Source organism: Paenibacillus sp. RC84 (assembly GCF_041260495.1).
Lineage (GTDB): Bacteria > Bacillota > Bacilli > Paenibacillales > NBRC-103111 > Paenibacillus_F.
On the sequence record NZ_JBGBYL010000008.1, the window covers coordinates 245339 to 264107 of the forward strand.

The window sequence follows — 18769 nt, forward strand, 5'->3', positions numbered from 1 at the left end:
GTTTTGTCGTTAGCGGATTGATTATTTACTGGACGGATGATTTACATAGTAGGTCGTTCTGGAACAGTTCTAGGGTAAAGGTTGTATTTTGTGACGGGCAAAGAGGATGTTCGTCTTTTTGTCCTAGTAACCTGAGGTCAAACCCGGCACGCACTTGGAAACATGAATGATTTCAATTCCCATATACTGGAATGATCGAAACTAGAAAGGAGTGGTCACTATTGCCAGAGAATCAACCCAACCGGCAAATCTTTAGCGATCAATCCGGTTCCTTTATTCCATGGGACCAAGTAAAAGGCAGCCAGAAAGTCAAATACTCCGCTACCTTTCGGAGGGGTGTGAACTTAAACGTGGGCGCTGCGGAAACGTTCGTCGCCAAAATGAAGAACGTGCCTGTGTTTGCTCAAGTTGGTGGTGAAGTAACCTTCCGCGCACAAGCGCAAGCACCGCTGGATTTATTCGAAGAGGCCGGATTAGCGGTACGGCTTCAAGCCATTGCCCGTCTTGCTGCGGGAATTGGACTGCGGCCAAGGATGTCTGTCAGAGATCTTACGGACGCCGTCGGAGGATTGCCCGATATGAAGGGGGCTCCGATGGAGCTGTTCCAGCTTCTTCTGGGGGAAATTACGATACAAGGAGAGATGCATGCCCAAGCGGCTGTTGCAATAATGGCCTATGCCAATCTCATAGCCTCAGGAACTTTTCTGGGCAACGACGGATTCGGCAAACCCGGGTTCCAGTATATTTTCGAAGCGGGTTACGGCTTTAAGGTGGGCGGCGGGTACCGTGCTTTCGTTGAGGTAAATTTTGATAATCCGCGCAGGCTTATTAATCGTTACGCAGAAGCCGCTGTCATCAAAATGATTGCTTTGGCCGGTCAGAGTATGTCCTCGGAACAATACGCTATGATCCGTTCTCTCGAAGCACCTGTAATCATCGGGGCGCGGCTTGCTTATGAAATCGGTGAGCTGCCAAGAGAACAGGCCGGTGAACGGAGTGTCGCGATCATTATCCTGGAAGGGCAGCGGTGGCTGCTGAAACGTTTTCTGGAAACAGGTTCGAACAGCACCGTACAATGGATCGCCAATCATCTATTAACGTCGTTAAACAAACATATGGAGAGTAAGGTGTCTCCCTATCCATTCAGCGGACCCTTGGAAGTTCAAGTGCCGCCAAACATAGCGAATGACGTAAATACTCAATTAGGCCGAAGCCCGGGCACACCGCTTTCCCAAACGGATTTGATAGCCTACTTAACCGGCAAGCCGCTTCAAACACTGCTTTCCCAATCGGAAGAAACGCGTCTCATCCTGAACATCTTCCAAACCGCTTTTCCGGGCAATCCGCAAACAAGCGCAGGAGCAATCTTTGCTTACACCGGCAGCAATACGAACCCGTCGGGCCTCTTAGCGGGACTAACCTCCGGACTCCAAGCCTATGCAGGGCAGCAGCTGAACACACCGGCTTTTAAACAAGCTATTCAGCAAGTCGCTTCGGGCAGCAGGGAAATGGGCGTTATTTTACAGAACGGTCTGATTCCCGCTCTAGAGATTGCGGCCAGTGTCGGACTTCCCTATGTTATGAATCAAGGCGGTTATGATCGGACATTCGTCCGAGAGGCGCTTTCCTCCGCGCTGCTGGCCGTTGTCGGAAGAAGTCTTGTCCGTATATTTAACGGGATTACCATGCATATCCAGGGGCAGCTCGGCGGACTGCTAAATGGCGCGGCCAATCAATTGTCCAGCCCTGCTGTCGTGAATCTGCTTGAACTGACCGGGCCAACTAACCGTTATCTCATCCGGCCTTTGCAGGCAGGATTCAGAGAGGCGGCTGTTCAGTTAGCGGATTTTATACCGCAGCGGGCATTCGATCAGATGCTTGTTATTTTTACCCCGATAGATGCCGGATCTACGGCTTCGTTTGTTCAGAATCTGCGGAAGACGGATTGGACGCCGAGAGCCGACAATCTGTCGGATGTCGCAAATACATTGCTGAACATCCTTTTGACTAGAGCAACGACATTTACTTCAAAAATTATCGCAGTCGTGCTTCAAGCTTTCCTTGAAGTTCTCCTGCAGGACCTCCGGGACCTGATCGATAAATTTGGCCGTATTCTCAACGAAGCCTGGGAAGCCCTCCGAAATTATATTCGGACCGTACTAACAGAGCCCCTCAGACGTATTATCCGCGAACTCGTCGGTCGAGCAATAAGCAATTTACCTCCACGCATTCAATCCCTTATAGCGGGCGGGATAGACGCCGCCGTCAATAGTTTGCATCCCGATGCGGTATTAGATCCGATCATGAACGGACTCAGTAAAGTAACCTTAGATCCCAAAAAGGTACTGGATACGATGACGGGTCAAGGGAACTTCCCCGCTTTCACGGATTATCTGTATCAAGAGATTTTGCAGCAGCTCCAGCGTTCAAATCTAAATCTGAACCTAAGTATTAAAGTGCCGATTAAACTTCCTGGCCCGCTCAGTGCTCCGGCTTTTACGGGTCCGGCAGGATACGGCGGTATCGGCGGCTTAGGCAACGGCGGTATAGGCGATTTGGGCGGAGGGGTCGGGAACATAGGGGGTTTAGGGGATGCAATAGGAGGGTTAGGCGATGCAATAGGCGACTTAGGCGATGCAATAGGCGACTTAGGCGGAGTCTTAAAAGGGGATGAAAGCCTTGGCGAAGCCCTGGATAAAATTCTGAATAATGCCGGTCTCGGGGGTCTTATTCTGATCCCGGGCGGTAATCCGCAAATTCCGCTCGGGATTACCCTGACACCGGAGCACATGGTTCGTGCCATTCGGGAAGCCGTGCCTGTAAGAACTTTGCAGAGTCAATACAGGAGTTTGCGTTCGCAAGCGGCCCCCGCTCTTCAAAAAATGCAGCAGGTGGCCGAATTCCAGGCTTCCATCCCGCGTATTGTCGCTGATTTTCAAATTAACCGCTCTTCTGAGAGATCACTTGGCATTGTTTATACGGATGCCCTGATTTTGCTGCGTCCTCTTCCGGGACAGGAAAATCATTCCGCTTTTGAACTTCTTGTGCACTTTTCCGGCGTAAGGAAGCCTATCCCCGGCATAATCGGGACTTATCCTCAAGTTTCAGTCGTTCTGGACAATTGTCAGCTGCCGCTAAATACCTTTCAAACGATATGGAACGATAACGGAGGGATTCAAGGAAGGCCGCCGGGCCTTGTGCTCCGGCGTACGCTTACCCTGCGGGAATTGAGCGGGGGAACGAATACGATCTACACGGCCGCCGCCGCACCTTATTTGGGGAAGGTTGAAGCTGCGACACAATTTAGAATACAGACAAATCCGCCGCTCACAAAATAGAAGGGAACAACACAAGGATCATAACGAATGGATAAGTTATGATCCTTGTGTTTGGGGCACTTTGCCTCCATGGCGCAGTAAGCCGTTTGAGGAAAACAGACAAGCTGGAGATTGTCTAAAAAGCGGTTACTGTTCCCTTACCGTCCCGCTCAGATCCGCAATGTCCCGCATGCTCCAGAATCAACTCGGCCGTCCGGTCCGGATGGGAAATCGGGAACTGGTGCCCGGCGAGGATTTGCGTTACGGGCAAATGCCGGAAAGCCTGCGGCAGGCGGTACTGCCGGTCCAGCTCTCCCCAGACGAGGCGGACTTTGCCCGTGTCCCACTTCCCGGGACTCAGGCCGAACGCTCCGGCGTTACCGAGGGCGGCGAATACGTCCGCGTTCGTTTTGCGGACCCGGGGCGAAGCCAAATCGCGGAGCACATAGCGCACGTACTCCTGCGGGATTTCCCCCTCGTCCGCAAAACTTCCGGATTCCAGCAGCTTCCGGACCAGCTTCCGCTCCGTCATCCGCTTCATATAGGTGCCCGCGATCCAGGCAGGGACGCCGGCATGAGCCGCATGAAGGGCCGGCTGCAGAAGCACCGCTCCGCGGACATAGCCGGGCAGCTGCTCCATCACCTTGGCGGCGATAAGCCCTCCGAAGGAGTGACTGGCCAGCACAACGGGCTGTCCAAGCTCCATCAGTGCGCCCGTGACCGCCTCTACATAACCGGCGATTACATCGCAGGCGTGGTGATAGGGCGAGCGCCCGAAGCCCGGCAAATCGGCGGCGTATACGGGGTGGCCGGTCAGCCGTGAAGCGGCCGGGAGCAGCGGGAACGCCCCGCTGAAGGTCCCGTGCAGGAGCACCACCGGGATGCCGGCGCCTTCCTGGCGGGACCATACGGCGAGCTTGCCCAGACGGCCCGGTTTAAAGCCCGCATCCGGGAGTCCCGCCTCCCCGTGAGAGAGCCGGTAATCCAGATCGGCTATGGTGCCGGGCAGGATATCCCTGTTCAGCCCCGTAACCAGTTTGTACTTCCGCTCCACGGCTTGCTTGGAGGCAAGAGGGAAATCGCCGTCCGCGATAAAATTCATGGACTCCGCCGGAATGCCGGTTTTACGGCCCCATTTTGTCCTCAGAGCCTTGGTCAGCAGGGGAAGAGGCATCGCGCCGAAGGGTCCCCGGACACGCACTTCTTTGGCGATGCTTCCTGCCAAGTCACGCATATCGGGGCTGCCGTTTTTTTCGTCCAGCAGAAAATAGGTGCCGTTCCCGGGCTTTTCTTCCCGGACCAGCGCTGCGATGAATGCGGCGGAATGGTCGGCGTGCACCAAGGGTAGCCAGTGCCCGGCACCGCCGGGAGAGAGGGGCATCAGGCCGCGCCGGACCGAGTCGACGAGAATGCCGAGACCTCCCGTCTGCTCGGTGACGCCGGTGGCGGAATCCCCGATCACGACGCCGGGATTTACGACGGAGAGCGGAATTCCTTCGCGGTACAGCTCCCTGCGGATATACAGGTCTGCGGCCAGCTTCCGGTTCTCGTAAGGAGGCTCGCCGGGATGCCCGATGTGCTCGGGGAGATCGGCGTTTTTTTCGTGGTAAGGGCTCTTGAAGCCCACCAGATGGATAAAATGCTTCAGTCCCCGGTTTTGATGGACCCGTTTCGCCAGGGATACCATCTCTTCGCTGGAGCGAAAAAACACACTTTCGGCCTCCTCTGGCCCGAGCCCGATATCCATGGGCCCGCCCATGTGCAAGAGAATATCCGCCTGCCCGGCAAGCTCCAAGCCGGTATCGTCCAGTCCGAGCGAAGGCAGAGACAGGTCGCCTTTCACGGGACGGATAGAAGGGGAATGCTCCAGTCCCTCCTTTTGCAGGAAAGAATGGAACCGGGTGAGAGACCGGACAAGGACGGTAAGCTGGTGGGGGGCCCACGACCCAGGAAGGGATAAAGCCCGGAGAACGTGACGGCCGATAAAGCCGGTTCCGCCGGTAATAAAGATGTGCGCCATTCATGAACACCTCTGCTTTCTGAAAATATACTACTAATTAGTACTAAAAATACTCAAAAAAATTACTTTAGCAGCTGGGCTAAAGCGGGAAGCACTTGTTGCATATAAGTAGAATCAGGGCTGGCATGCTGGAGGAAAAGCGCGCCTTCTATACCGGAAACGATCAGTGCGGCCGCAGGACCCGGCTCCAGACTTGCTCTTAGCTCTCCGCTGCGTACGCCTTCCGCGAGAAGCGCTTCAAGGTACACAGTCTGTTCCCGGAAAAAACGTCCGATCCGCTCCCTGACAAATCCGGCCTCACGGGAGGTTTGTACGTACAGCGTCAGAAACGGGCAGCCTCCGAGGAAATCGTCCTCTCCACGCATCAGCAGATCGCCGATCGCCGCAATTCTCTGCGGGATAGTCAGTCCGCTCCGGGAACCGGCTTCGCGGATAAGCTCCTCGTAACGCCCGACGAGTCTTTCCGTAACGGCCCCGAGAAGCTCCTCCTTGCTTTTAAAATGATAGTAGATATTCGTTTTGGATACTTTGCTCTCGGCTACGATTTCGTCCATACTGGTAAGAAGAAACCCTTTTGTCAGAAAAAGGTGTTCGGCGGTATTCAGGGCTTTGTCCCGGTTGGAAGTCCGTTTAGTCGTTTTCATACTACTACTGTATAGTACTAAAAGTGGGTTCGTCAATCTTTACTTTCGGAAAGAAGGGGAAAAGATGAGTCTTGCGGAAGCGCTGGGCTACCGCCCGGATGAAAAACTGCTTATCGTCAACGCGGACGATTACGGCATATGTCATGCGGCGAACGAAGGAATCGCGCAGCTTCTGACCGAAGGGGCGGTCTCGTCGGCGACCGTCATGATGCCGTGCGGCTGGGCGAAAGAAGCCGCGGATTGGGCGGCGGCCCATCCCCAGACGGATGTGGGCGTCCATCTGACGTTTACGAGCGAATGGGCGCCTTACAAATGGGGGCCGGTTACCCGGCATGGAAGCGTGGCGTCGCTCGTTACGCAGGAAGGTTACTTCCCTGCGGATTCCGCGTCATTCGAGCGGAGAGCCGACCCCGAAGAGGTGCGGACGGAAATCGTGAGCCAGATCGAGCTGGCGATGCGGATGGGCGTTATGCCGACTCATCTGGACAATCACATGGGAAGCTTGTACGGCCTCGGCACCGGCCGGGATTTTCTCGGCATCGTGTTTGACATTTGCGCGGCCTACGGGCTGCCTTTCCGGATTCCCCGGTACGTGGATATGGGACTGGAGGTGCCGGCCGAAGCGGCCAAGATGGCCGGGCTGCGCGCGGCCCAGGCCGATGCCAGAGGCGTGGTCATTCTGGATTATTTGCTGGGCCTTCCTTTTCATACGGAAAAAGGGGAGACCTACGAGAGCTTCCGGGGAACCGTCATGCGGCTTTTGAAGGCTCTTAAGCCCGGAGTCTCGGAGTTTATTCTTCATCCGGCTCTGCCTGCCGAGGAATTGAAGGCGATCAACCCTCATTGGCAAAAGCGCGAGTGGGAATTCCGCCTTTTCCGCGATCCCGAAATAAAAGGACTGCTTGCCGCCGAAGGAATCCGTCTCATCGGCTGGTCGGAGCTTCAAAGATTGCAGAGGGCGCCCCGTTAAAAAAAATTCCCCCTATCCGGAGGGCGGCCGCACTGCTTGGCCGGATGTTTCCCACTGAAGAGGGGGAGCCGTTTACGTGTTCACCGTCGTCGTTACGGTCAGGTTCGGCGTTGAAGCGGAAGCGGACGTCGTGCCGGTATAATCGTGAATTTCCACGATAACGGGCGTACCGGGAAGCAGCGCGGCCGTAGTGATGACAAGATTTGTCGCGGACAGTGTAGAAAGCTCTCCTTCCTGCAGCATTCCGTTCGCATACAGGTTATAGTAACCGCCCGCCGGCGGGACGGGGAGTGCGCCTGCGGCCACGGCAGTGCCGGAGTCGTCCCGGAAGCTTGTGTCCGGGATCGTCGTCGTGCCTGCGCCCGCGTCGATCATCGGCGCGGTTACGACCGCATCGAACCGTCTGACGCTGTCGTTCACGGCCGTCGTGGTGACGGTTCCCGTAATGACGCTGCTCGCTGCAACGAACAGTTTGATTAAAGATGGGGGCATGCGTGATCACCTCTTTGCTTGCTTACCTTACCTTATGCGGTGAACGGCAGGTTGTCGCGGTCTTTCGCCCCCGGTATCCGCGGGAGTGCTTTTCCAAAATCGTGACGAATTGCAGCATGATCGGCACACCTTTTTCCGGCAATTCAGGCGAGCGGAGTCTCAGTTTCCCCCGGCTTACCCGGTAGACGCCGGACGGCTGGAGGACCGCGTTTACGAACAGGTTCATGTAGGACACGGTGCGGGGATCCGGTATTCGTACCCGGCCGTAGGAGGGGTCCTGGTCGCGGTTTCTGTAAATGCGCCGGATTCCGTCGGAAAACGTGACAAAAACGGCCGTTTTTGCCTGAAGAACGCGCAGGGAGCCGGAATGTTTCGTCTTGCGGATTCGTTTCTTCCGTTTTAGCCGCACCGCTCCTGCCTCCTTCCCCTGAGGAAAACTCTTCTTCCTGTTTATATATGCAAAGGGGAGGCTGCCGTAAACCGGGCGTCTGCCGGGCCCCGAGCCGCAGTCGTGCAGCGGGCCTGACTTTTGCAGCGTTAAAAGAATGCCGGTCAAGTTCATAAAGTGTTGAAAGGAGGAAACTCGATGAAAGCTGGATGGGCCGCGCTCCTGATTCTCCTTGTGCTGACGGCATGCCAAGACGGCAGGGAAGTCCAGGTCCCGCGGGAACATAGTTTGGCCAAAAGCTATCTGGAGGACAAAGGCTACCGCATTTTGTCTTACGAGGGCGAAGTCCAAAGCTATGAACTGACGAGGAATATACTCAGTCAATTGCCCGGGATGATGTACTGGGGCCTTCAAACCGTAGATCCTGAACAGTATTTGGGCAAAACGATCCGTGTCCGGAAATTCGTCGTCAAAGGTCATCCTCTTTCCAAAGGAAAGGTCGACGTTTATGTGTACGAGACGGAAGGACAGCCGTTCGGCGGGACCTCGTTTCCTCAGGATCAATACGGTGCGGACGGCGGAGGCTGGTCGCTGGACGGTAAAACGCTGGAAGAAGTCCATTCCGTCTCTTATCCGGATTGGAGTACGGCGTGGCGGGAGAAATACGGCAATTAAGAGGGGGCGGAAAATTGGACGCGTCATTTCTGGAACGCGATACCGTTACGGTAGCGAAAGAGCTGCTCGGATGCGAGCTCGTCCGGCAGACAGAGGCGGGGCTTATTCGTGTGGCGATTACGGAAACGGAAGCCTACAAAGGCTCCGATGATCCGGCCAGCCATGCCAGCCGGGCCGTCACCCCGCGCAACCGGCTTATGTTCGGCGAGGTCGGCCGGCTGTACGTGTACCTCATCTACGGGATGCACCTGTGCATCAACGTCGTGGCCCACGAGCCCGGCGGAGTGGGCGCGGTGCTGCTGCGTGCGGCCAGGCCACTCGAGGGGCTGGAGCTGATCCGCGGGAACCGCGGGGGCGCCCCGGACCGGAACCTGCTGAACGGTCCCGGCAAGCTGGCGCAGGGCCTCGGGATCACCCGGGACCTGAACGGCTGCGATCTGCTTGCGGAACCGACGCAAGGACTGGCGCTGGAGCCCGGAGCCCCTCCTGCGGGCCCGATTCTCGTCACGCCGAGGATCGGCATCACCAAGGCGGTGGACTATCCGTGGCGTTTTGTCGCCGAGTGAAGCGCCCGGTGAAGACTTGGATGGAGGGACGAAGGAAGCACGGTTGCTTCACACGGATTCTTACGGCCAAGCCCCCGCTCTATCCGGCAAGCATATTTCAACGTATACGCGCCGAAATATAAAAAGCCCGTCTCGAACAAACTGAGGCGGGTTGTTTTTCGTATGCGCCAAAAGATGTAAAGCCCTTTAGAAACTAGGAAAGCCGGCTAAATTTGACTTTCGGTTCCCGGCCATTTACCATTTAGATAAATGAAATGTTTCGTGTTTAAATATTTCACAGTGAAACCAATTTCTGAGCTTCGTATCCGATTGAACCCTAGTTCCTTTTTGTCCCCCTCTATAGAGCTTCCGTTTCAAGGGGGAACGCTTAATTCGAAAGGAAGTTGTGTTATGCCGGTGGAACCGCGTATTGCCATGATGCTTAAACAGATGAATTCACACCCGCTGCCGTCTTTGGAGGCCCTGAAGCCGGAGGATCTCCGCAAAGGTACGGGGAATGCGGCCTTCACCTTCGGGGTGGAGGAGGTCAAACGGGTGGAGGACCGGAAGCTTCCGCTCAAGGGGCGGGATATTCCCGTCCGGATTTATACGCCTGAAGGTCAGGGCCCGTGGCCGGCATTCGTTTTTTTTCACGGGGGCGGCTTTGTGGTCGGAGATTTGGAATCGCATGACTCCATCTGCCGGAACTTGGCGAACTCGGTTCATGCCCGGGTGATTTCCGTGGATTACCGCTTAGCACCGGAAAATAAGTTCCCGGCGGCGGCGGACGACGCTTTCGATGCCCTTCAATGGATCGCTTCCCGTCCGGACGAGTTCGGCATCGATCCCGCACGAATCGCCGTCGGCGGCGACAGCGCCGGAGGAACGCTCGCGGCCGTAAGCTGCATCAAGTCGAAGGAAGCGGGCGGACCGGAGATCGTTTACCAGCTGCTTTGTTATCCGGCCGCAGGCTTTCTCGAAAAGGAACCGGCATCGCTGCGCGAGAACAAGGAAGGGTACCTGTTGACCGCGGAGATGATGGAATGGTTTTCGAAGCAGTATTTGAACACGGAGGAAGAAATCCGCAATCCTTATGCTTATCCCATTCACTATAAAGATTTTAGCGGACTTCCGCCCGCGATGATTGTGACTGCCCAGTACGACCCGCTGCGGGACAGCGGCAAGGCTTATGCGGACAAGCTTATCGGGGCGGGAGTCGAAGTGGTGTACAAGAATTACGAGACCCTGATTCACGGCTTCGCCAACTTTCATAAATTCGTTCCCGCAGCGCAGGAAGCGCTGGATGAAATGGCTTCGCAGCTGCGGCTTGCCTTGGGCACGGACAACCGGTAGCCAAATAGGAAGACAACAAGTGCAAGCAGACCGGCAAAGTCCGGCTGGTTCGTTCTTATTCCCGTTCGGGAGAGCGAGTGGCTCTCTTTAAACCTTATTTGGAGGCGGTATAATCATGAGTACGCTCTTTTCGCCCGATTTTTTGAGAAATCCTTATCCTCTGTACGCCCAGCTTCGTCAAAATCAGCCGGTCATGTTTATGGAACCGCTCGGAATCTGGTCCGTTTTCGATTATGAACACGTCAAGCAGGTGCTTTTCGACCATGCCCAATTTTCTTCGGAGCATCGCCCGAAGTTTGAGGAAGGGACGGAGCCGGAGAGCCGGGGAGGCGGATTCAGCCTCATTACGATGGACCCTCCCCGGCATACTCAATTGCGGACCCTGGTGAGCAAGGCGTTCACACCCAAGGCGGTCGCCGCATTGGAATCGCGTATTGCCGCGATTACTCACGAGCTGCTCGATGAGGTGTCGGAAACGGGGGCCATCGATCTGATCCGCGATTTCTCATACCCGCTTCCCGTCATTGTCATCGCGGAAATGCTCGGCATCCCGAGCGAGGACCGCGAGCAGTTCAAGCACTGGTCGGATGAGGTTGTGGCGTCGGCAGACTCCGTCGTCGGAGCGACGAATAGCGAATCCCAGCAAGCGCACGAGGAAATGAACGCTTATTTCCGTAAAATCATCGCCCTCCGCCGCGAAGAGCCCCGGGACGATCTGGTCAGCGCGCTGCTTGCCGCCGAGGAGTCCAACACGCATTTGTCCGAAGGCGATATTCTCTCCTTCTGCGCGCTTCTGCTGGTGGCCGGCAACGAAACGACGACGAACCTGATCGGCAACGCCGTGCTGTCGCTGCTGGAGAACCCGGATCAGCTGGCGAAGCTGCGTGCCCAGCCGGAGCTTCTGCCGTCCGCGATCGAGGAAGTGCTGCGCTTCCGGTCGCCGCTGCAGGCGATGTTCCGCACCGCCGCGCGGGACGTGGAGATCGGCGGCCGGGTCATCCCGGCCGGCAGCCGTGTCGTGGCCTGGATGGGCTCGGCGAATCGCGACGCCGGCAAATTCGCCGATGCCGACAAGTTCGATATCGCGCGCGAATCGAACCCGCACATCGCCTTCGGCCACGGCATGCACTTCTGCCTCGGCGCTCCGCTGGCCCGCCTGGAAGCGCGTGTAGCGCTTCAGGCTATCTTGGAGCGCCTGCCGGATCTGGCCCGGGCGGATCAAGACCCGCTGACGCCCGCCCGCGGGTTTATCGTCCACGGCGTGAGCAGCCTGCCGCTCACGTTTACGCCGACGAAGCGACTCCGCTGAGCCGGGCGGGCCGCATCAGCTAGCGGAGCCGTCTTGCAGATAAGCCGAATGAGCGCATCAACGCAAAAAAAGCCCAGACCGTGAGGTCTCGGCTTTTTTGCTGATTTTAATGAAACGGGACGGTGTTAACCCAGGGCGTTATGGTTGTGGTTTGTAAGCACAGGAAGCATCTTGACTTGCTTAACCATTTCGGATTTGCAAATCGGACAGAGAGGGACTTGATTAAACGAGAAATTTTCCCGCATCCAGCATACGCAGCTTTCTTGGCTGCACGCCCAAACGGTGATCTCTTCTTCTGGAACAGGTTCCATGTTCTTCTTGGAATAATGCATAGTGACCCTCCTTCAGATAGTCGGCCTTCTCTATAGTCTACGCAAGACCGTATAGGTTATAGAAGTTCATGAAAAAGAACTGCCTAATCCTAGGAAAGGCAGTTCCTTCTATAAGTTTGTGTAGTTGCTTACAGTTTTACAACGTTCTCGGCTTGTGGACCACGGTTGCCTTGAGCGATGTCGAATTGGACGCGTTGGCCTTCGTCAAGGGACTTGAAGCCATCGCCTTGGATCGCGGAGAAATGGACGAAAACGTCTTTGCCGCCTTCAACTTCAATGAAGCCGAAGCCTTTCTCTGCGTTAAACCACTTAACTGTTCCTGTTTCCATGCTTGTAAAACCTCCCGGAAATTTAAAGATTTACCCATATCCTTTTAGGAAAAAAGTTCACACATTACAAAGTGCACCCATTCCGTGATATCCTTTGTAATATGTGAACTAAGAACTAAAAATATACGTATAACTCATTTTACCATATATTTTCCTCTATAGCAACTTTAGGGGGACCCAAATGCTGGGTGACCAGCCTGATATTTGGCGGTCTACGGCTTGTCGGCGCCGGTTTTCCTTCCCGAAACGGTGGTCTGGATTTAGGTAGGCTGCGTATGTCGTTATAGAGACCCGCGGAAGCGGCGGCTTCCTGAACTTGAGCCTTGCTCGTGCCCTGAATCTGGACGGCTCTTATAGTGATTATGACCGCCAATAATCGGTTCTTGGAAAGATTCTTTTCTGAAAGGCATCCGGAAGGGTGTCTTTTTTTGTCTGGAATCTATATAATCATAAAAGGCACAATTTGGATGCAGGAAAGTTCGCATCCCGCGGAATAGAAGGGTTTACCTTTCATTCCGAGCGGGTAATAAAAGTTATGTTTTTCCAATTATAAGGGAGAAAAGGTCAGGCCTGACACAAGCTTAGCGGATCTGCCGCTGTTGTTTCGTAGGAGAGAGACCTTAAACAGAATGGACGAGTCGGACGGCTGGAGAGATTAATAAAGAGAAACGAACCGGGACCAGAGTCAGACAGAAAGATTGTTCACGATATAGAAGACGGCGAGGACTGTTCCAGCAAGGCTGTTCAGACGTCGTCGGCACAAAACCGGATGGGGGGCACGGTCTTTTTTGAACGTGCTTCTTTCTTTTCCGCCGTAAAACGTTTCAGCCCCTCCTGACTTGACCTTTTCTCCCCGTCCTGAGATGAAATGGAGGGAATGTGTATGAAGAATAAAGCAGGTTTGACGCTTCTGTTGTCGGCGAGTTTGCTCGTACTCTCCACCGTTCCCGCGGGTGCGATACAGGAGAGAGCGGACAAGCCGGTGCTGACTTTCCCGGTGATCAGCGATGTGCATGTCGACGCCGCCAAGCAAGATTCCCAGCGTAAGTTTACGGAAGCTCTGGAAGATCTCAACCGGGTCAATCCGGGTGCCGACGCTCTGGTGATCAACGGGGATTTGACCGGCGGTTCCGCCCGCGATTACACGCGGCTTAAGGAACTGATGAAGAGCACTCCGCATCCGCAAAAAACATTCGCCACCATCGGCAATCATGAATTTTATTCCGCCTGGCTGAACGCCAAAGGAAACTGGAGCCCGAACAGCTTCCCCAATAAAGAAACCGAAGCGGCGTCCATCGGCAGGTTTTTGTCTTTTACCGGGGAGAAGAAGGTTTACTATGAAGAGGAAGTTAAGGGATACCCGTTTATATTTCTGGGCTCGGAGCAGTATCGGCAGACCAATCCCGGCAACATGGAGGACGCGTATCTTTCCGAGGAGCAGCTGAACTGGCTGGAGCAGTCGCTCGCCAGGCACGGACAAGAGTCGGGGAAGCCGATTTTCGTCTTCCTGCATCAGCCGCTTCCCGGAACGGTAGCCGGAACGTCGGTGGCTTCCAACAAGCGTCCGGTCGTCCAGCATGAGGAGCTGAGAAGCATTTTGTCGAAGTATCCGCAAGTGATCTTTTTCAGCGGTCACACGCATTGGGAGCTTAGGCAGCCGAACACCCTCGTGAGGGACAAGTTTACGATGGTCAATTCCTCTTCCGTGGAACGTCCGTGGACTTCCGACGGTCAAGGGGGAGAAAAACTTAAGGACGCCAAGGAAAGCGAAGGCTTGTACGTAGAAGTATATGAAGACCGGGTATCGATTCAAGGCCGGGATTTTTACGCCAAGAAGTGGATTCCGGAAGCGCAATTTAAAATACCCGTCCGGAAATAAAGGAAAGAGAGGACCGGAATTTTTCCGTTTTGCTCCGGCATCGGCCTATACGGCTGGTGCCGGTTTTCATTTTTTGCGTGATTTTGCGGTATAATGAAGGGGATTAGCGGCTAGATAAATTTAGCAGGGGAGTTTGACTGGAATGGGATATGTGTACTTGGCCATTGCCATCATAGGGGAAATTTTTGCGACCAGTCTGCTGAAATCTTCAGAAGGCTTTACAAAATGGCTCCCGAGCGCGGGTGTCATTCTCGGCTACGGAACGGCGTTTTATTGCTTGTCCCTGGCGCTCAAAACATTGCCGCTGGGCCTCAGCTACGCGATATGGTCGGGAGTGGGGACCGCTTTTACCGCCATCCTCGGTTTTCTGGTCTGGAGAGAGAAACTGAGCGTGGCCGGTGTCATCGGCATTATTCTCATTATTGCCGGGGTGGCGCTGCTTAACTTGACCAACAAGGGGCACGCCTGAAACCGGGCGAATCATAGTTTGATTACGAAACGGCAGGCCTGTACGGCTTTCCGTTTTTTTGTATGCCTGCGGACCGTATGCGGCCGGAAAACTTTATCCAAATTTAAGGCATGGAACTTATTGGAGAGGAGGCGTGTAGAATACTGTCGAAAATGGTGGGATAGAGAGACATAGATTATTAAACCTGTCAAGGAGTGAAATTGATGAAACCCGGTTTAACCTTAAAATTCCGCGATTTGTCTTTGCGGATCAAGATTTCCCTGCTTTTGCTCGTGATTACCTCGGTTCCCTTAATAGCGGCGACCCTGATCCTGATGTCGAACTCCAATGGCTACATCTCCAAGCAAACGGAAGAAAACATGAGAATACGGGCGGAAATGGGGGCTGGCGATATCGATTTGTGGATGGGACAGAAAATAAACGCCGTGGAAGGACTCGTAAAGGCCCATCCTGAATTTGCGACCGTGTCTTCGGAGAAAGAAGTGCTGCCTTATCTGAAATATTTGCAGGACAGCGATCCGGAGATGTTCTTTTTTGCCTACATCGACCGCAAAGGCGTTTCCCACGATACAAAAGGCGGGGTAACGGACGTGTCCGCTTTCCAGAACATTAAAAACGCGAAATCGTCCAAAAAGCTAGCCGTCACGGATATTCTGAAAGATGTCGGCTCCAAAGAAGATATTATCATTATCGACCAGCCGATTCTGGACAAGACGGGAGAATATGCCGGGGTTATTCAAGCGATTGTGAGTCCGAAGCAGATCGTTTCGCTCGTATCGCGGATTCATTTCGGGGAAAAAGGCTATGCCTTCCTGCTGTCCGGCAACCGCAATATTCTTCTGCACCCGGATGCGGCGGATATCGGAAAGTCCGCCAAGGATATCGCGCCGTTGCTGGACAGCAAGCTGGAAGCTTCTTCGGACAAAACGGGCTATTTATACGCCGACGACGGGACGGTAGGAGAGGCGGCCGTCGCTTACTCCGAAGTGCAGAAGACCGGCTGGAAGCTGTTCATAAGCGCTCCGAAAACCGAGGTCTACAGCACGGTGTCCAAAGCGAAAACATTGGCGGGCATCATCATCGCGGTTTCCGTCCTTCTCGTTATTCTGATTTCGATCCTCGCTTCCCGCACCATCTTGCGCCCGCTGATGAATATTTCGGGGATGATGCGCAAAGCCGCTGACGGCGATCTGACCGGAAGGCTCGACGTGAAAGGGAAAGACGAAATGGGCCTGCTCAACGCGGACATCAACGGCATGATGGATTCCTTCAGTTCCATTCTGGACCGGATGAAAAACGCGATCGACCATATGGCGTCGTCCAGCGAAGAGCTGACGGCCATTTCCGCCGAGTCGGCGGGAGTCGCATCCCGCACGTCCCAGACGGCCAATTCCACCGCCGTGGGAGCCGAGACTCAGCATGACGCGGCGCAGCAGACCGCACAAGCGATGGAGGAGATGGCGATCGGTATCCAGAAGATCGCGGCTTCCTCCACGCAGGTGGCCGAAACGACGGACAGCGTACGCTCCGAGGTAAACCGGGGCAGCGAGACGGTTCAACAGACGCTGAACCAGATGAAGGTGGTAGGCAGCAACGTGCGGGATTCGGCGGGTACGATTTATTCGCTGCAGGAGAAATCCGCGGAAATCCAGAGGATTGCGAGCACGATTTCCGATATTGCCCGCCAGACGAATCTGCTTGCCCTTAACGCGTCCATCGAAGCGGCCAGAGCCGGCGAACATGGCCGGGGTTTTGCGGTCGTGGCGGGTGAGGTCAAGAAGCTCGCGGAACAAACGAGCCATTCTACCATAGAGATCCAGGAGATACTGGATGAAATCGTCGCCGCAACGGGCAAAAGCACGCAGTCCATCGAAAGCAGCCTGGAAGAGGTGGCCCAGGGCGAGGACCTGATGAACGCGATGGAGCAGTCGTTCCGTTCCATTCAGACGGCCATCCTGGATGTGTCCGCTCAGATCGAGGAAGTGTCCGCAGCCACCCAGGAAATCTCGGCAGGCACGGAAGAAGTGTCCGCTTCTTCGCAGGAAATGGTCGATATTTCGAAGCAGACGCTGAATCAGATGCGGCAGGTCGCCCAGAGCATGAACGGGCAGCTTCATTCGATGAACGACATTTCCTCGTCGGCCGAATCGCTGAGCTCCATGGCGGAAGAGATGCAGAAGCTGGCTTCCGCTTTTACAATCAAATAGACCCTTACAAAAAAAAGCAGGCCGAAACGGCCTGCCGAAATTACCGCGCGAGCTTCTACGGTGGCCGGGCGGTTTTTTGCGTGTGATTGACCGCTGTCATGCGACGCCAAACAGTGCGTACCGGGAGCTGTGCGATCTTTTATAGAACGGGGCTTCACCGTTTCTTCCCTCCATAAGCTGCCGCTTCAAATAAAAATAAGGCCCCGATTAAGGGGCCTGCGTTGTTTGTCCGTTTGTCGCGATGATTAGGCCAGGGTTCACAAGGTGCCGCAAGAGCTTATCCAGCATTTCCGGATATGAACTGGAGAGCCGAGTAGAGCCCCAGCACTACGATGGCCGCCGCGGCGAATGCTTCGGCGGGCTCGTACATCGCCCGGATGCCTTTTTCCCTTCCGGAGAAGGAATAGAAGGCAAGACCCAGCGTGTACAGCATGCACACATAGAGCAGATTCGTCAGTCCTGCCGCGTAGAGCAGGAACAGCGAGTAGAGCGTAGCTGCCGCCCCGTAAGCCAGCTCGCGCTTGCGCGGTCCGTTCCAGAGGGGGGATTCGCCGGTCGAATCCTGCGGAGCGTAGGCTTTTCCGCCTATCGCCGTTTTAACGAGGAAGAGCGAAGACAGCAGGTAAGGCATAAGCGCCGCCGTTGTCGCGACAAGGTAAAGCGCATGGTAGGTGGACGAGGCGGTGACGACCAGAATCAGAAAAAGCTGCACCGCCCCCGTCGTCATCCAGAGGGCACCTTTGGGGGCGCCGTTCTTGTTTTCACCGGAAAGCCAGGCCGGCATGAGCTTCTGCTTCCCGGCTACGTAGAGCGTTTCCGCGGAAAGCAGAGACATGCCGAGCAGAAGCCCGAGCAGAGAGACGATGAGGCCGGCGTTGATCAGGACGGCGCCCCACTTGCCGACAGCCGCTTCCAGTACGTAGGCGGCCGACGGGGTAGGAAGGGAGGCGAGAGCCGCCCTGCTCATCGCCCCGTAAGAAAGCAGCGACACGAGCATATACAGGACAAGCGTACCGATGAGGCCGATGACCGTTGCTTTGCCGACGTCCGATTTGCGCTTGGCGCGGCCGGAAAGCACGACGGCGCCTTCTACGCCGAGGAACGCCCAGACGGTAATAAACATGGCCTGTTTGACCTGGCTTCCAATATCCGATAGCCCGATGGGAGACCCGGCGGTTTCGGTTGCGGCTTTCCACAGGTCCGCAATAAAAGTCGGCGAATGAAAGACGGTCGCCAGCGCCGCTATAAAGACCAGGATCGGGATAAGCTTGGCCATCGTCGTTACGATATGGACGAGAGTCGCTTCCCGGATTCCCGAGAGCTGTAAACTGTGGAGCAGCCATACGAGCAGCGAAGCGCATACGATGGCAAGCACATTATTGCCTCCGTCGAATACGGGAATGAAATAATCAAGGGCGCCGAACAGCAGAACCGAGCTTGCCACGATCGTAATCATATTGGCGAGCCAGTAGCCCCAGGCGCTGATAAAACCGACGAAGCGGCCGAAGCCGGTTTCGGCGTAACGGACGATGCCGTTGTCCAGGCTTGGCAGCCGGTTGGCGAGACTCTGGAAGGTCAGGGCGAGCATGATGACTCCGATGCCGGTCAGCGCCCAGCCGATCAGGGCGGCGCCGCTTCCCGCATCCTGCGCCATATCGGCAGGCATGCTGAAAATCCCTCCGCCGATCATGGAACCTACGACAAGGGAAATGAGAGGGAGCAAACCGAGTTTGCGCGGCTCGTTAGACATAAATGAGGACTCCTTTATTGCTTATGTGCATGAAATTTAGTGTAGGGAAGTATTATAGATCTTTTACTCTGATAAAGCAATAAAGGATTC

General features: G+C 55.2%; 16 protein-coding genes. 9 read left to right on the forward strand and 7 right to left on the reverse strand.

The genetic code is table 11. The features are described from left to right. The first annotated feature begins 221 nt into the window (after window positions 1–221). Window positions 222–3338, forward strand: coding sequence for a hypothetical protein (locus ABH899_RS19280; protein ID WP_369999507.1), 3117 nt, complete (start codon window positions 222–224; stop codon window positions 3336–3338). Window positions 3339–3453: 115 nt separating this feature from the next. Here the strand turns inward: ABH899_RS19280 and ABH899_RS19285 are convergent, their stop codons facing one another. Both ABH899_RS19285 and ABH899_RS19290 read right to left on the reverse strand, forming a co-directional pair. After that, a complete protein-coding gene (locus ABH899_RS19285; protein WP_369999508.1) occupies window positions 3454–5337 on the reverse strand; it encodes an alpha/beta fold hydrolase in 1884 nt (627 codons plus the stop codon). Between the two features lie 62 nt (window positions 5338–5399). Beyond that, window positions 5400–5981 carry a TetR/AcrR family transcriptional regulator gene (locus ABH899_RS19290; protein WP_016423800.1) on the reverse strand — a complete coding sequence of 194 codons (582 nt, stop codon included), beginning with the start codon at window positions 5979–5981 and terminating at the stop codon, window positions 5400–5402. A 64-nt stretch (window positions 5982–6045) separates the two neighbouring features. Here ABH899_RS19290 and ABH899_RS19295 point away from each other — a divergent pair, with 64 nt between their 5' ends. After that, entirely contained in the window at window positions 6046–6951 is a 906-nt protein-coding gene (locus tag ABH899_RS19295; RefSeq protein WP_369999509.1) for a polysaccharide deacetylase family protein, read from the forward strand. 72 nt (window positions 6952–7023) lie between these two features. On the opposite strand, the gene ABH899_RS19300 is transcribed toward ABH899_RS19295, so the two are convergent. Continuing rightward, window positions 7024–7443, reverse strand: coding sequence for a DUF4183 domain-containing protein (locus ABH899_RS19300; RefSeq protein WP_369999510.1), 420 nt, complete (start codon window positions 7441–7443; stop codon window positions 7024–7026). 22 nt (window positions 7444–7465) lie between these two features. Further along, window positions 7466–7852, reverse strand: coding sequence for a DUF4183 domain-containing protein (locus ABH899_RS19305; RefSeq protein ID WP_369999512.1), 387 nt, complete (start codon window positions 7850–7852; stop codon window positions 7466–7468). 177 nt (window positions 7853–8029) lie between these two features. On the opposite strand from ABH899_RS19305, the gene ABH899_RS19310 reads away from it, so the two are divergent. From ABH899_RS19310 to ABH899_RS19325, 4 genes are all read left to right on the forward strand, one after another. Continuing rightward, window positions 8030–8506 carry a hypothetical protein gene (locus ABH899_RS19310; RefSeq protein ID WP_369999514.1) on the forward strand — a complete coding sequence of 159 codons (477 nt, stop codon included), beginning with the start codon at window positions 8030–8032 and terminating at the stop codon, window positions 8504–8506. Window positions 8507–8520: 14 nt separating this feature from the next. Next, window positions 8521–9072, forward strand: a complete 552-nt coding sequence (locus ABH899_RS19315) for a DNA-3-methyladenine glycosylase (RefSeq protein ID WP_369999515.1) — start codon at window positions 8521–8523, stop codon at window positions 9070–9072. A gap of 390 nt (window positions 9073–9462) precedes the next feature. Beyond that, window positions 9463–10404: an alpha/beta hydrolase gene (locus ABH899_RS19320; protein WP_369999516.1), complete on the forward strand. Its 942-nt coding sequence runs from the start codon at window positions 9463–9465 to the stop codon at window positions 10402–10404. Between the two features lie 115 nt (window positions 10405–10519). Next, the gene (locus ABH899_RS19325) at window positions 10520–11713 is read left to right on the forward strand and encodes a cytochrome P450 (RefSeq protein WP_369999518.1); all 1194 of its coding nucleotides are present in this window, start codon (window positions 10520–10522) and stop codon (window positions 11711–11713) included. Between the two features lie 125 nt (window positions 11714–11838). Here the strand turns inward: ABH899_RS19325 and ABH899_RS19330 are convergent, their stop codons facing one another. Beyond that, window positions 11839–12045 (reverse strand): cold-shock protein, encoded by a 207-nt coding sequence (locus ABH899_RS19330; protein WP_009674668.1) that lies wholly within the window; start codon window positions 12043–12045, stop codon window positions 11839–11841. A 128-nt stretch (window positions 12046–12173) separates the two neighbouring features. Further along, entirely contained in the window at window positions 12174–12374 is a 201-nt protein-coding gene (locus tag ABH899_RS19335; protein WP_016423801.1) for a cold-shock protein, read from the reverse strand. An 883-nt stretch (window positions 12375–13257) separates the two neighbouring features. On the opposite strand from ABH899_RS19335, the gene ABH899_RS19340 reads away from it, so the two are divergent. The 3 genes from ABH899_RS19340 to ABH899_RS19350 all read left to right on the forward strand — a co-directional run bounded on the left by ABH899_RS19340 (window position 13258) and on the right by ABH899_RS19350 (window position 16929). Beyond that, entirely contained in the window at window positions 13258–14253 is a 996-nt protein-coding gene (locus ABH899_RS19340; RefSeq protein ID WP_369999521.1) for a metallophosphoesterase family protein, read from the forward strand. Window positions 14254–14395: 142 nt separating this feature from the next. Then, complete coding sequence (locus ABH899_RS19345) at window positions 14396–14722, forward strand: DMT family transporter (RefSeq protein ID WP_217560384.1); 327 nt, start codon at window positions 14396–14398, stop codon at window positions 14720–14722. 203 nt (window positions 14723–14925) lie between these two features. Continuing rightward, the gene (locus ABH899_RS19350) at window positions 14926–16929 is read left to right on the forward strand and encodes a methyl-accepting chemotaxis protein (protein ID WP_369999524.1); all 2004 of its coding nucleotides are present in this window, start codon (window positions 14926–14928) and stop codon (window positions 16927–16929) included. A 277-nt stretch (window positions 16930–17206) separates the two neighbouring features. On the opposite strand, the gene ABH899_RS19355 is transcribed toward ABH899_RS19350, so the two are convergent. Continuing rightward, entirely contained in the window at window positions 17207–18679 is a 1473-nt protein-coding gene (locus ABH899_RS19355; RefSeq protein WP_369999527.1) for a basic amino acid/polyamine antiporter, read from the reverse strand. Between the last annotated feature and the right edge of the window lie 90 nt (window positions 18680–18769).